Origin of the sequence: Micromonospora violae (assembly GCF_004217135.1) — a bacterium.
Classification (GTDB): Bacteria; Actinomycetota; Actinomycetes; order Mycobacteriales; family Micromonosporaceae; genus Micromonospora; species Micromonospora violae.
Genome location: NZ_SHKK01000001.1, coordinates 5574896 through 5588859, shown reverse-complemented (window position 1 = coordinate 5588859; position 13964 = coordinate 5574896). Strand labels below are relative to the sequence as shown.

At 72.2% G+C, this 13964-nt stretch carries 12 protein-coding genes and 1 pseudogene; 8 read left to right on the top strand and 5 right to left on the bottom strand.

The window, feature by feature from the left end; genetic code table 11:
- Positions 1 to 7 precede the first annotated feature (7 nt).
- The 5 genes from EV382_RS25115 to EV382_RS25095 all read left to right on the top strand — a co-directional run bounded on the left by EV382_RS25115 (position 8) and on the right by EV382_RS25095 (position 6110).
- Entirely contained in the window at positions 8 to 3112 is a 3105-nt protein-coding gene (locus EV382_RS25115) for an AfsR/SARP family transcriptional regulator (protein ID WP_130405766.1), read from the top strand.
- Positions 3113 to 3369: 257 nt separating this feature from the next.
- Positions 3370 to 3861 carry a cyclic pyranopterin monophosphate synthase MoaC gene (gene moaC, locus EV382_RS25110; protein WP_112601287.1) on the top strand — a complete coding sequence of 164 codons (492 nt, stop codon included), beginning with the start codon at positions 3370 to 3372 and terminating at the stop codon, positions 3859 to 3861.
- Entirely contained in the window at positions 3858 to 4328 is a 471-nt protein-coding gene (locus tag EV382_RS25105; RefSeq protein WP_130405764.1) for a MogA/MoaB family molybdenum cofactor biosynthesis protein, read from the top strand. Before moaC ends, EV382_RS25105 begins: the two co-directional genes overlap by 4 nt.
- Before the next feature lie 100 nt (positions 4329 to 4428).
- Positions 4429 to 5685: a molybdopterin molybdotransferase MoeA gene (locus EV382_RS25100; RefSeq protein WP_130405762.1), complete on the top strand. Its 1257-nt coding sequence runs from the start codon at positions 4429 to 4431 to the stop codon at positions 5683 to 5685.
- Positions 5682 to 6110, top strand: coding sequence for a molybdenum cofactor biosynthesis protein MoaE (locus tag EV382_RS25095; protein WP_130405760.1), 429 nt, complete (start codon positions 5682 to 5684; stop codon positions 6108 to 6110). Before EV382_RS25100 ends, EV382_RS25095 begins: the two co-directional genes overlap by 4 nt.
- Before the next feature lie 9 nt (positions 6111 to 6119).
- Here EV382_RS25095 and EV382_RS25090 read toward each other — a convergent pair whose 3' ends face one another.
- Both EV382_RS25090 and EV382_RS25085 read right to left on the bottom strand, forming a co-directional pair.
- On the bottom strand, positions 6120 to 7586 hold the full coding sequence (locus EV382_RS25090) for a glycosyltransferase 87 family protein (protein ID WP_130405758.1): 1467 nt from the start codon (positions 7584 to 7586) through the stop codon (positions 6120 to 6122).
- Positions 7587 to 7801: 215 nt separating this feature from the next.
- Positions 7802 to 8347: a DoxX family protein gene (locus tag EV382_RS25085; protein WP_130405756.1), complete on the bottom strand. Its 546-nt coding sequence runs from the start codon at positions 8345 to 8347 to the stop codon at positions 7802 to 7804.
- Between the two features lie 133 nt (positions 8348 to 8480).
- Between EV382_RS25085 and EV382_RS25080 the strand changes: the two genes are divergently transcribed.
- Positions 8481 to 9029 carry a GNAT family N-acetyltransferase gene (locus EV382_RS25080; RefSeq protein WP_130405754.1) on the top strand — a complete coding sequence of 183 codons (549 nt, stop codon included), beginning with the start codon at positions 8481 to 8483 and terminating at the stop codon, positions 9027 to 9029.
- Positions 9030 to 9054: 25 nt separating this feature from the next.
- Here EV382_RS25080 and EV382_RS25075 read toward each other — a convergent pair whose 3' ends face one another.
- The 3 genes and pseudogenes from EV382_RS25075 to EV382_RS33585 form a co-directional block, all read right to left on the bottom strand.
- On the bottom strand, positions 9055 to 10293 hold the full coding sequence (locus EV382_RS25075; protein ID WP_130405752.1) for an ATP-binding protein: 1239 nt from the start codon (positions 10291 to 10293) through the stop codon (positions 9055 to 9057).
- 193 nt (positions 10294 to 10486) lie between these two features.
- Positions 10487 to 10936 (bottom strand): LppU/SCO3897 family protein, encoded by a 450-nt coding sequence (locus tag EV382_RS25070; protein ID WP_130405750.1) that lies wholly within the window; start codon positions 10934 to 10936, stop codon positions 10487 to 10489.
- A 341-nt stretch (positions 10937 to 11277) separates the two neighbouring features.
- Positions 11278 to 11769: pseudogene (locus EV382_RS33585) on the bottom strand (LppU/SCO3897 family protein); the annotation flags it as partial.
- Between the two features lie 371 nt (positions 11770 to 12140).
- On the opposite strand from EV382_RS33585, the gene EV382_RS25060 reads away from it, so the two are divergent.
- Positions 12141 to 13145 (top strand): EamA family transporter, encoded by a 1005-nt coding sequence (locus EV382_RS25060; protein WP_208758494.1) that lies wholly within the window; start codon positions 12141 to 12143, stop codon positions 13143 to 13145.
- A gap of 10 nt (positions 13146 to 13155) precedes the next feature.
- Positions 13156 to 13854 (top strand): A24 family peptidase, encoded by a 699-nt coding sequence (locus EV382_RS25055; protein WP_208758493.1) that lies wholly within the window; start codon positions 13156 to 13158, stop codon positions 13852 to 13854.
- Positions 13855 to 13964: the final 110 nt, after the last annotated feature.

The window sequence follows — 13964 nt, the reverse complement described above, 5'->3', positions numbered from 1 at the left end:
GGGACGGGTGGAGATTCAACTTCTGGGCGGCCTCTCGGTGCGACTGCCCGCTCGCAAGCTGCACCTGGGGACGCCCAAACAGCAGGCTGTCTTCGCGATGCTCGCGGTCCAACCCGGGCAACTGGTGACTCTGAACGACCTGGTCGACGAGCTGTGGCCGGACGGCCCACCGCGCTCTGCCGTGGCGAACATCCGGACCTACGCCGCGAACCTGCGCCGAACCTTCGAGACGTACGAGTCTGGTCGGGGTGCCATCGTCCGGCAGCAGAGCGGTTACCGACTCACCGTCGAGTCGGAAGCTGTCGACGTGTTCCGCTTCGAGATGGAGTGCGCCGCGGGCCGGGAAGCCCTGATCGCCGGCCAGGTTCACCGCGCCCTGAATCTGTTGGGGTCCGCCGTGGCGCGCTGGCGAGGGGCGATGCTCGCCGGCATGTCGCTCGGGCCCGTGCTCAGCGCGCGGGTGGTGGCCGCCGAGGAGGAGCGTCTGCTGGCCGTGGAACTCCTCGCCGACGCGCAGCTCAGAGCGGGGCGGAGCGACCTGGCGATCCCCCTGTTACGGGAGGCCGTCGCCCGTCATCCCCTCCGGGAACCGGCGTACGTCCTCCTCGCACGGGCGCTGCACGAGCGTGGCGACCACATGGGCGCGCTCGTCGCGTACGACGAGGTCCGGGCGAAGCTGATGGCCGAGTTCGGCGTCCTCCCGGGCTCCGACCTTCAGGCGCTCTACCGCAGGATCGTCTCGGCGGCGTCCTCCCCGCAACCGACGAACCGTGTCGCACCCCGTCCGGTCGACCAGAGCGCCCGCTCTGGTGCGAACACACCTGCCCCAGTTGGGGTCCTGGTTCCTGCACCAGCACCTCGGCCCGACCCAGTGGACCACCTCCCCCGAGCGGTCACCGACTTCGTCGGCCGGGAGGACGTGGTGTCGCGGCTGCTGGCGGAGACGTGGCGGGTCGAGAAGCGGGTGCCAGCCGTGCACATCATCGACGGCATGGCGGGTAGCGGCAAGACCACCCTCGCCGTGCACCTGGCCCGCCGGCTGTCCGATCGGTACCCGGACGGCGCGCTCTTCATCGACCTGGGCGGGCACGGCGAGAAGAACCGGGTTGAGCCGGCGGGTGCCCTGGTCACCCTGCTTCGACAGTTGGGCGTTCCGGCTAGTCGGGTACCGGTTGAGTTCGACGACCGGGTGGAGCTGTGGCGACAGGAGTTGGCTCGCCGGAGGTCGGTGGTGGTGCTCGACAACGCGGCGAGCAGCGAGCAGATCATGCCTCTGCTGCCGGCCGAGCCGACCACCGTCGTGCTGGTGACGTCGCGGCGACGTCTGTCCCACCCGGATGTCGGGCCGTCGCAGACGCTGCCGGTGCTGAGCCCGCAGGAGGGTGTGGATCTGCTCGGCCAGAGCGTCGGTCGGGACCGGGTCGAGGCCGAGCCGGAGGCAGCCGCCGAGGTGGTCCGGCGATGTGGGCACCTTCCCCTGGCGATTCGGCTGGCCGGTGCCCGACTGGCGCACCGCCGCGGCTGGCGGTTGGCGGACCTCGCCGACCAGATGGCTGGCGATGCCCCGGCGCTGCACCACCTGGCGCAGGAGGACAGCACGGTCACCGGTGCCTTCGCCGCCTCCTACGAGCCTCTCCCGAATTCGACCAAGCGTGTCTTCCGGTTCCTGGGTCTCTATCCGGGTAACCGCTTCAGCCTCCCGGCGGTCGCCGCGCTGACCGGCCTGACCATTGCGGAAGCTCGCGAGGCGCTCGACGACCTCGTCGACAGGAACCTGGTGGAGGACCTGGACTCGACGCGGTACCGGCTGCACGATCTCATGCGCCAGTACGCCGTCGAGCTGTGCTCGCGTACCGACTCTGCGAGCGATCGAAGCGTCGGGCTGGCTCAGCTGTTCGGCTTCACGCTGGAGGTGGCGCTGAGGGTCGCCGAGACGCTGGAGCCTGGCATCGCCCATTCCCAGGTCCAACGGGTCGCGTTTCCGCGGCCCGAGCTGGTCGACGCCATCGGCGACCCCACCGCCGACTGGTTGGAGGCGGAACGGACGGATTTGGTGGCGATGGTGTCGGCAGCGCTCGATGAGGGTTTTCACGAGCACTCCTGGCGACTGGCCCGTGCCCTCTGGCGATTCTGTTACATCCGCGGATACTTCGAGGACATCATCGTCACTCACCGTCGGGCGCTGATCGCGGCGGAGGCATCCGGGGACGTCGGTGCACTGGCATTGATCAACAACTACCTCGCCTCGGGTTACGTCCGTACCGGCGACAGCCGGCGAGGCCTCGACCACCTGACCCGCGCGGTCGCCCTCGCCCGCGATTCGCGGGACATGCTGAGCACCGCGCGGTACCGCGCGAATCTCGCGGCCGTCTACTACTGGAGCGGCAACCTTGCCGAAGCGGTCGCGGTCGGTTCGGAATGCCTGCGCGACTACAAGGGGTACGGCACGGTCAGGGTGCCGATGGTGCTGCCGAACCTCGGCATGACGCTGACGTCGTTGGGTCGCTACGAGGAGGCGTTGCGCCTGCATCGTCTGCACCTGGCGTGGGCGCGGACGAACTCCGACAAGTTCCACACGCTCAACGCGCTCAGTCACATCGGCGCCGTACGCCTGCGCATGGGTGACATTCCGCAGGCGATCCGAATCCTCCTGGCCTCGTTGGCCCTACGCGATCGCACCGGCCACCGGTACGCCGAGGCCGAGGTACGCAACGACCTCGGGATCGCCTATCGCGGTCTGGGTCGTCTGGTGGAGGCCGAGCGGGAACACGAGCTGGCCAGACAGCTGTCGATCAGCTCGGGGGAGCGGCACGTGGAGGCGGCCGCGCTGAACGAACTCGGGCGCACCCTGCTGGCGCAGGGGCGCTACGGCGAGGCGTACGAGGTGCACCAGGAGGCCCTGCGGTTGGCTACCCGCATCGCGCACCCCCACGAGCAGGGTCGAGCCCTGGCCGGGCTTGCCGAACACTTCGCCCGGGTGGACCCGGTCGAGGCCCGGCGGCACTGGGAGCGGGCGTTGGCGATCTTCCGACGGATGGGTGTGCCGGAGCGCTTCGAGGTTGAGCGCCGCCTCGCCGAGTTGGCTGACGCAACCCTGGTTGCGGAGCGCTGACCAGCGGGAACGTCGCTTATCGATTTCTTATCGGCAGGCCCGGTAACTTCTCTGCCGTATCGGCGAACGGGGGAGGTTCTGCCCCTGGGCAGAACCGGGTCGTCGACACGCGCCCGCCGCCAGGTCCCCCCAGCGACCTCGGCGGTGGGTCGGTGAGGAAGGAGCGGCGTCGTCCGTTGTGCCGTCAGCACCCGGTGTGGTCGGTGTGACGCCGCTCCTTCCGACCGCCGTCGTACCGCACCGATAGGCTCACGACCGTGACCGAACCCGCGCAGCTCAGCCACGTCGACCGCGCCGGCGCGGCCCGCATGGTCGACGTCTCCGCCAAGGCGGTGACCGGTCGGTTGGCCGTCGCGGCCGGCCGTCTGCGGACCACCCCCGAGGTCATCGACCTGCTGCATCGCGACGGGCTGCCCAAGGGTGACGCGTTGGCCGTCGGCCGGCTGGCCGGGATCATGGGGGCCAAGCGCACCCCTGACCTGATCCCGCTCTGTCACCCGATCGCCCTGCACGGCGTCGCCGTCGACCTGCGGTTGACCGCCGACACCGTGGAGATCACGGCCACCGCCCGCACGGCGGACCGGACGGGGGTGGAGATGGAGGCGCTCACGGCGGTCGCGGTCGCCGGTCTCGCCCTGGTCGACATGGTGAAGGCGGTCGACCCGGCGGCCTCGGTGGAGGCGGTCCGGGTGTTGCGCAAGGAGGGCGGCAAGACCGGCGAGTGGGTTCGCCCGGAGGACCGGCCGTGATCCGAGCTCGGGTGATCGTCGCTTCCAACCGGGCGGCGGCCGGTGTCTACGCCGACACCAGCGGTCCGCTGCTCGTCGCCGGTCTGCGCGAACTGGGCTGTCAGGTCGACGAGCCGGTGGTGGTGCCCGACGGCGAGCCGGTTGGCGACGCCCTGCGGGCCGCCCGCACCGACGGTGTCGACGTGGTGCTGACCAGCGGTGGCACCGGAGTGACCCCGTCGGATCGGACCCCGGACGTGACCCGGGGCCTGCTGGATTACGAGATCCCCGGCATCGCCGAGGCAATCCGCGCGCACAGTCGTGACCGGGTGCCGACGTCGGTGCTGTCCCGCGGCCTGGCCGGGGTCGCCGGCCGGATGCTGGTGGTCAACCTGCCCGGCTCGACCGGGGGTGCCCGCGACGGCCTGGCCGTTCTCGGGCCGATCCTCGGGCACACCGTCGACCAGCTTCGCGGCGGGGACCACTGACCACCTCACGACGGGTTCACTGACCGCCCCACGGCGGGGAACGCTGGCCGGTGCACGCCAGGCCCGGGCGGGTGTCGGTCCGTGCCGATAGGCTCGGCCGGTGAGCACGGAAACCGCACCCACCGCGGATCGGGTCACCGCACCCCCGCCAGCCGAGTGGGAGGAAGCGCGTTCGCGGGTCTACGCCGTCGGTCTGGCCGCCGCGCTGCCCGCCGTCGCCCGACCCCTTGTCGACACCGACGGGTCGACCCTGGCCGAGCCGTTGACCACCCGCACCGACCTGCCGGCGTTCCCGACGTCCAGCGTCGATGGCTGGGCGGTGCGCGGCCGTGGGCCGTGGCGCGTCGTCGGCCGGGTTCTGGCCGGCAGCACTCCCGCGCCGCTCACCGAGGACGACACGACAGTCGAGATCGCCACCGGTGCGATGGTGCCCGAGGGTGCCACCGCCGTGCTGCGGGTGGAAGAGTCGACGAGCGCCGACGGCCTGGTGAGCGGCGTTCCCCGGGAGGCACCCGAGTGGCGGAAACCCGGCGAGGAGGCGTACGCCGATGAGGAGTTGTTGCCGACCGGCACGCCGGTCGACCCGGCGGTGATCGGCCTGGCTGCCGCCTGCGGGCACGACACGCTGCGGGTCCGGCGGGCACCGCGGGCCGCGTTGCTGGTCTTCGGCGACGAACTGCTGACGGCGGGTCCGCCCGCGGCCGGTCGGGTCCGCGACGCGCTGGGCCCGGCGGTGCCGGCGTGGCTGCGGCGCTACGGCTGCCAGGTCCGCCTATCCGACGTGATCGGCCCGGTGGCCGACACGCTGCCCGCGCACGTGGCGGCCCTGCGCTCGGCGCTGACCACCGCCGATCTGGTCTGCACCACCGGCGGCACGATGAACGGCCCGGTCGACCACCTGCACCCGACCCTGGAGGCGCTCGGCGCCGACTACGTGGTCAACACGGTGGCGGTCCGCCCCGGCTTCCCGATGCTGCTGGCCCGGCTGACCGGCCCCGACGGGCGTGCCCGGTTCGTGGCCGGGCTGCCGGGCAACCCGCAGTCCGCCATCGTCGCGCTGGTGTCGCTGGTCGCCCCGCTGCTCGCCGGCCTCCAGGGCCGGTCGATGCCGGTGCTGCCGCAGGTCACGTTGGCGGAGGCGGTGCCCGGTCGCGGTGACCACACCCACCTGGCGTTGGTCCGGGTGGACCGGGCCGCCGGCGTCGCGTTCCCCGTCCGCCACGTCGGCTCGGCGATGCTGCGTGGCCTGGCCGGCGCGGACGGGTTCGCGGTCATCCGACCCGGCACCAGCGGCGGGCCGGGCGACCGGGTGCCGATCGTGCCACTGCCGTTGTTTCCCGGGGAGCGTGCGTCGTGACCGCACCAGCGATCACCTTCGGCGAGGTCACCGACCAGCCGCTCGACCTCGCCACGCACGAGGCGGCGGTCGCCGACCGCCGGGCCGGCGCCGTGGTGTCCTTCCAGGGCGTGGTCCGCGACCACGACCATGGCCGCCAGGTCACCAGCCTGGAGTACGAGGGGCACCCGAGCGCCGCGCAGGTGCTGCGCGAGGTGGCCGCCGAGATCGCCGCGGAGCCCGACGTCTACGCGGTGGCGGTCTCGCACCGGGTCGGTCCGCTGGCGATCGGCGACGTGGCACTGGTCGCCGCGGTGAGCACCGCGCACCGGGCGGCGGCCTTCGCGGCCTGCGCCCGGCTGGTCGACGAGGTCAAGGCACGACTACCCATCTGGAAGCGGCAGGTCTTCACCGACGGCACCGAGGAATGGGTCAACTGCCCCTGACCTGACCGCTCAGCGGTGGTTGTTGACCACCACGGCCCGGGCGAGTCGGTCGCCGTAGAACGCCGGCTCCGCACCCGGGCGCCAGGGCAGCGCGGCGACCAGCACGATCAGCGCGACCGCCAGCGAGTTCTCCATCAGCGCGCCGAACAGACCATCCTGGTAGTGCGACATCTCCGGCAGTTGGTGTTCGTACGGCCAGATCGGAGAGATCAGGAAGAGCAGGTAGAGCCCGATCGCGGCGACACCGTGGCGGAGCCCGGTCAGCGTGGGGTACCAGATCGGCGGACGCAGCCCGTTGAGCCCGGGTAGCCCGCCGAAGGCCGACCCCTGACCGGTGCGCTGCGGTATCCCCCGGCTCGCCTCGCGGCGGCGTACGGCGGCGTCGGCCAGCACGATGATCGCCGGGATCACCCAGACCAGGTGGTGCGTCCAGGAGATCGGGCTGATCACGTTCGCGGTAAGACCGACCAGCGTGAAGGCGGTCAGCTCGTCACCGTCGGCGCGGGAACTGGCCGCCCGGGACAGGCCCAGCGCCAGGACCAGCACCGAGAACGCGAGCCACAGCAGCCCCGGGGTCTCGATCGAGTCGTACAGGCGGGCGAGCAGACCGGCGAGCGACTGGTTGGGGGTCATGTCCGCGGCACCGACCCGTTCGGTCTGCCACAGCACACTGCCGAAGTAGGTCCGCGACTCGGCACCGACGATCGCGAAGGTTCCCACCGTCACGCCGATCGTGGTGCCGATGGCGGTGGCCGCCACCCGCCACTGGCGGGTGATCAGCAGGTACGCGATGAACAGCGCCGGAGTGAGCTTGACCGCGGTGGCGAGGCCGATACCGGCCCCGGCCCAGGCCCCGCCGTAGATGAAGCGCAGCAGCGGGCCGTCGGTGGCGGCGTAGTGGGTGCCCCGGCGCGACCGCCAACGAAGGCCGATCAGGTCAGCCATGATCAAGGCGAACAGCAGGATGTTGACCTGGCCGTAGCCGAGCGTCTCCCGGCCTGGCTCGATGGCGACCGCCAGGGGCACCGCCACGGCCACCGTGAACCACAGTGGCCATCCCAGCCGGTCCACGATGGGTCGGAGCAGCCCGGCCAGCACCAGCGCCAACGCGGCGATGCTGGCGGCGGCGTTGACCAAGCCGGCCGCGCCGATCGGCAACTGGGCCATCGGCAGCATGACCAGCCCGGCGAACGGTGGGTAGGTGAACCCGAGTGTGGTTTCGGGCGCGATGAACTCGTAGAGCTCGTGACCGCTCGCCCACCACACCACGGCACCGTGGTAGATCTTCATGTCGAAGAAGTTGTACGGCCGCCCGAAAGTGCCGATGGCGAGCCATGCGGCATAGGCGACGGCGGCCACGATGGCGCACCGTACGACGTTCCTGCGATCGATCCCGCGCGTCACGCGGTCGATCCCGCGCGTCACACGGTGGATTGGGGCGAGGCGGTCCGCCCGTCTACCGACAGCCGTCGGCATGGCGTGGCCACCCCCGTACCAAGGTCGTCCTACCCGTCCAGGTCCTGCACGGAGCCTAGAACGGCGCCTCACGTCAGTGCCTCCCGCGTTATGCGACCGTGTCCGATCCCACACATGTTTTTGACATTTCCACCGCGTTAACGCCTACCGGGTGGTTCAGGTAATTCGTCGCCTTAACGGGGGGTGGGGGTGAGTCTGAGACGGATCGACGCAGGTCAGCCGGGGAGTCGGCGTGCGGTGGACGCGGAGCGGACGGCGATGCGGGCCTCGCGTCGGGCGGTGCGGACGGCGCGCTGCATGGAACGTCGAGAGTGGCCGATGCGATGACCCGTCCGCCACCGCAGACCCGGCTTGCCGCCGGTGTCCGCCGCGGCGAGCAGCAGACCGCCGAGGAGCCCGACGTTCTTCAGGACGTGGATCTGGTTGTTGTTCTTGGCGATCGGGTCGTCGTTGTTCCAGAAGGGATGCCCGGCGATGGTCACCGGGACCAGGGTGCCGGCGAGGACCAGCGCCGCCGGTCGGCTGAACCGGCCGGTGGCCAGCATCAACCCGGCGCCCACCTGCACGGCGGCGTTGAGGCGGATCAACGTCTCGGTGTCGGTGGGGAAGTTCGGGTGCGCCTTCTTCAGCATCGGCGCGACCTTGTCGGTCACCGGCTTGGCGGCCGCCGTCAGCCGGTCGGGGTTGCGGAGATTGCGATACCCGCTGACCACGAAGATGCCGCTCAGCATGGCGCGGGCGAGGGAGCGTACGGGCGTCATAGGTCAGTCATACCCCGTCGCGGCGTTTGCTACCCCGGCAACCGCCGGATCGGATTGGTGTTCGTACACGTACGCCACGCCGAATCGAGCGACAGTCACTGATGGACGGGCGCTGGCGGGTAACGTCGCGCGGGTGACCACGCTGCGGCTACGTCCCGAGGATCCGGCCGACGCCGGCCCGGTCCGCCGGGTGCTGGCCGCCGCCTTCGCCCGCCCGGACGTGGTGACGCCGCCGGAGGTCGGCCTGGTCGACGAGCTGCGCGACACCACCGCCTGGTTGCCGCAGCTGGCCATGGTCGCCGAGTACGGCGGTGAGGTGGTCGGTTACGCGCTGCTCACCAGGGCGCGCCTGCGGCCGGAGCGAGGCTCGGACGTGCCGGTCCTGGCGCTCGGCCCAGTGGCGGTCGCGCCGCACCGACAGCGGGTGGGGCACGGCACGGCGGTCGTGCAGGCAGCCCTGGACGCCTCCACCGAGCTGGGCGAGCGGCTCGTCGTCGTCCTCGGTGCCCCGGCCTTCTACCGCCGGTTCGGGTTCGGCCCGGCGAGTGAGCTGGGCCTGACCGGCCCGTGGGCGGGCCTCGGTGAGCCCTGGCAGGCGCTGGTGCTGCCTCCGTCCACCAGTGAGGAGGGCCCGCCGCCGCGCGGTGAGGTGCTCTTTCCGGCGCCCTGGTCGAGGGTCTGACCAGGGTCGACGCGGCGGGTGGCGGTCAGGCCGGTTGGGTTCGCAGGTACCGGCCGAAGTGCGGGACCGTGAAGGCGACAGTCCCCCGCTCACCGGAGTAGATCAACCCTTTCTTGATCAGCGCGTCCCGGGCTGGGGACAGGCTGGCCGGCTTGCGGCCGAGGGCGCGGGCGATCTCCGCGGTGGGTACCGCCGCGTCCATGTCGTCGCGGACCACCGCGCCGGCCTCGCCCTCGACCGCGGACATCGTGGCCATCGCCCGCATGTACTCCCGTTCGGCGGGAGTGGCCCGTTCGAACCGGGACCCGAAGAAGCCGACCGCCAGCTCCGCCTCCGCCTCCGGCGCGGCGACCCGCACATCGGCGGCGGTGATCGGCGAGCGCGGCGCGTGGTCCCAGGTCGCCTTGCCGTACGCCTGGACGAAGTACGGGTAGCCGCCGGACTTCTCGTAGAGCAGGTCGAGGGCCTTCTGCTCGTACTCGACCTCCTCGCGTTCGGCGGGCGCGCAGAGCGCCCGGTCGGCGGCGATCCGGTCGAGCCGGTCGATGCGCTGGTAGCGGAACAACCGTTCGGAGTACGACTTGGCGGCGCTGAGCACCGCCGGCAGGTGCGGCAGGCCGGCGCCGACGACGATCAGCGGCGCGCCGAGCTGGGACAGCTCGTGGCAGGCGGCGCAGAGCGCCGACACGTCCTCCGGGCCGAGATCCTGCATCTCGTCGATGAAGATGGCGATGCCGGTGCCGACGTCGCTGGCCACGGCGGCGGCGTCACTGAACAGCTCGACCAGATCGATCTCGATGTCGCCGGAGTCGGCCCGACCGCTGGTGGCCGGCACGTCGATGCCGGGTTGCCACCGGTCGCGCAGCTTCGTGGCACCGGCCCGGCCGGTCGGAGTGGACCGTTGGGCGAAGGCCTTGAGAACGCCGAGGAACGCGTCGATCCGGTCCGGCGCGCGGTGGCGGGGGGCGAGTTCCCGGACCGCCATGTGCAGCGCGGCGGCGACCGGCCGACGCAACGACTGGTCCGGACGTGCCTCGATCTTGCCGCTGCCCCAGAGCCGGTTGATCGCCTGCGATCGGAGGGTGTTGAGCAGAACCGTCTTGCCGACGCCCCGCAGCCCGGTGAGCATCAGGCTGCGCTCGGGTCGGCCCCGGGCGATGCGTTCGAGCACGATGTCGAAGACGTCCAGTTCCCGCCCCCGCCCGGCGAGTTCGGGCGGGCGCTGGCCGGCGCCCGGCGCGTACGGGTTGCGGACCGGATCCACGCATCGCAGATTATCGGGCCATCTAGCTGCGAGGCTAGACATGGATAGATGGGGCTACCGGCGTGTCGAGACCGTCGACCACAAACTAGCGCTGTCTAGCGTGGACGCTAGACAGCGCTAGTTTTGGCAATCGGGCTACGGTTCCCCGATCGGGCTATGGTTCCCCGATCGAGCTGTCGTCCCCCCGATCGGGCTACCGCTCCTTCAGGCAGAGGACGTAGTCGAACAGGTCGACCGAGTTGTCGTGCACGTAGTTCGCGGTCGCCTGCGGCGCGAGCGTCTCGCACCGGTCGCCGTCGGTGGTCGCCGGAATCCGCAGCAGCACCTGATAGGTGTTCGGGCCGCACGGCACCTTGCGCAGCTCCGCGTCGTCCTCGCTGCCGTCGTTCACCACACAGTCACCCCGCGCGAACTGCTCCTCCGGGGTGGGCGCGGCCGACGTCGGGGCGTCGCTGGGCAGCCCGGGCGGAACGACCGGGGCGCTCGTCGACGGGGCGCTCGTCGCGTCGCTGCCGGCGTCGGCGAGCCTCCAGACCGCCCAACCGGCCAGGCCGAGGCACGGACACAGCACGAGCAGCACCACCACCGTGATGATGAGCGCCACGGTGCGGCCGGTCCTCTTCCCTGGCGCGACGGGCGGCATCGGGTAACCGCTGGGAGGCTGCTGACCCCACGGCGAGGGCGGCTGACCCGGCGTCGGCCCGGCCGGTGGGAAGGGACCGGGCGGTGGGTATCCCGGGCCTGAGGTGGGCGGTGGCGCCCACCTGGGTGCCGTCGGTGGCTCCGCGCTGGCCGGGGGCTCCGCGCCGGCCGGCGGCGGACCCCACTGCTGCCGGGTCGGGTCCTCCGCCGGTGGTGGGGCACCCCACTGGGGCACTGTCTCATCGAGCGGTGGCGAGCTGGGCGGGCGCTGGTACGGATCGTCCGGCTGATCGGAACCCGTAGGTCCGTAGGTCGTCATGTCATCCCCGGGGGTGGGTGGTCTCAGCGTTGCTTGAGGCAGAGGACGAAGTCGAGGGTGTCCAGCTCACTGTCGAAGAAGTACCAGTTGGTGTAACCCTCGACCTTGCCGCACTTCGCCTCGGCGTCCCGCTCACCGCTGGTCGGGCCGTCGATCCGGCGCAGCACCTCGTACGACTTCGCGGTGCAGCCGCTGATCAACAGCTTGGGTTTGTCGCCGGCGGCACCGTCGTTGCGGACGCACTGGCCCACCTTGACGAACCGGGGATCGGCCGACGACTCCGGCGCGGCGGCGCTCGGCACGGGCTCGACCGCGTCCGCGCTGGGCTCACCGGCAACGGCCGAGCTGCTCGGCGCGGCTGCGGGCGTCGGGTCGCTCTGCCCACGGCGGAACCAGAAGGTGCCCGCGACGGCCACCACCAGCAGGACGACGGCGAGTACCGCGATCAGGGGCCCCCGACCACGCCGGCCCGGTGCCGGATCCCCGCCGTACGGGTCGTCCGGTTGGTACGGCGGCCCGCCGTACGGGTCGTCGGGCCGGTAGGGCTGCCCGCCGTACGCCGGGCTCGGCGGGTACGAGTCGCCGTAGGGCGCGTGGGGCTCGTGGCCGTAGGGCGCGGAGGGTGGGCCGCCGTACGGACCGGGTTGTCCCGGCGTCGCGGGCGGGTACGACGGGACCGCCGGCGGGTAGGGCTCCGGCGCGGGCGGGTAGGGCCGCTGCACCGGGCGACCCGGCGTCTCGTCGGGTCGCTGCCCACGCCACGGCCCCGGGGGGCCGCCCCCCGGTTGCCCGTAGTTCGTCATGCCGCCCCTCCTGCACGAGTGGTGAGAGGCCGGCCACCAAAGCGCGACGCGGACTCCGAGGTCACCGTAGCGTGGTCCCCCTGATGAGCTCACCTTCACCGAGCGTCACGGCCGTCGCCGGCCGTCGCGCCAGCAGCACGCCGACCCTGATCTGGACCGCGTTGATCGTGGTCTACCTGCTCTGGGGGTCGACCTATCTGGCCATCCGGATCGCCGTGGAGACGCTGCCCCCGTTGCTGTCGGCCGCCCTCCGATTCACCGTGGCGGGCCTGATCCTGGCGGTGGTGCTGCGCCTGCGTCGAGGCCCCGGCGCGTTGCGGGTGGACCGCCGGCAACTCGGCTCGGCCGCGTTGGTGGGGGTGCTCCTGCTCGCCGGTGGCAACGGCCTGGTGGTGCTCGCCGAATCGGGACCGCCGGGCGTGGCGGTGCCGTCCGGGATCGCCGCGTTGCTGGTCGCCACGGTGCCGCTGCTGGTGGTGCTGTTGCGCTCGGCCACCGGGGACCGACCGCCGATCTGGACGTTCGCCGGGGTCACCCTGGGCTTCGTCGGCCTCATCCTGCTGGTGCTGCCGGGTGGTAGCTCGGCTGCGGTGCCGCTGCTCGGCGCGTTGACCGTGGTCGCGGCGGCCACCTCCTGGTCGGTCGGGTCGTTCCTGTCCGGACGGATCCGGATGCCCGCCGACCCCTTCGTGGCCACGGTGTACGAGATGGTCGCCGGCGCGCTGGTGCTGGCGGTCGTCGCCGCCGGTCGGGGCGAACTGGCCGACTTCCACCCGCAGGCGGTCAGCACCCGGTCCTGGTTGGCGCTGGGCTACCTCATGGTGGCCGGCTCGCTGGTGGCCTTCACCGCGTACGTCTGGCTGCTGCACAACGCGCCGATCTCGCTGGTGTCGACGTACGCCTACGTGAACCCGGCGGTCGCGGTGGCGCTCGGCGCGTTGCTGGTGGCCGAACCGATCACCGCGCAGGTGCTGCTCGGCGGTGCGGTCATCGTCGCCGGGGTCGCCCTGGTGGTGACCACTGAACGGCCGCGTCGGGTGGGCCCGGGATCACGATCGGGGCGCACGCTGGCGCGCGACCGCCAGTAACGTCCGGCCCATGTCGGCCGCCGCGCTGGTGTCGATCGCCCTGCTCGGCACCCTGGTCGGTGTCGTCGTACCCCGGTTGGCCCGGCGCTTCGCGACCCCGCCACCCCGGCGCGCAACCCTGCCACCCGGGCGCTTCGCGGCCCTGCCTACCCAGGGCCTCGCGAGCACGCCGCGCCGGCTGCGGCGTGGTGCCTGGCTGAGCCCGTCGGTGGCGGCCGTGGTGTTCGTTGGGCTCGCCGCCGCGCGGGGTGCCGATCCGGCGTTGCCGGTCTTCCTCGCCGTGGCGGCGGTGGGGTTGGTGTTGGCCGGGGTCGACCTGGCCTGCCTGCGGCTGCCCGACCCGCTGGTCCTCGGTGCGGGGCTGCTGGCCCTCGGGGGTCTGGCCGCCGCGGCGCTGCTGTCCGGCACTCCCGGCCGACTGCTCGGCGCGCTGGCTGGTGCGACCGTCGCGGGTGCGGCGCACGTGCTGCTGGCCCTGTTGCCCGGTTCCCGGCTGGGCTTCGGGGACGTGAAACTCGCCGCCGTCCTCGGCCTGCCGCTCGGCTGGTTGGGGCGGGACGCCCTGGTGGCGGGGGTGCTCCTGCCGCACGTCCTGCACGGCGGCCTGGTCCTCGGCCTGCTCGCCGCTCGGCGGGTGCACCGGAACACCCTGCTGCCGCTGGGCCCGGCACTGCTGGCCGGCGCCTGGCTCGCTGTTCTCCTCGGCTGACGCCGCCGACCTTGGCTGACGCCGACCTCGGCTGACGCCGACCTCGGCTGACGCCGACCTCGGCTGACGCCGACCTCGGCTGACGCCGACCTCGGCGGCAGGCAGGCCGG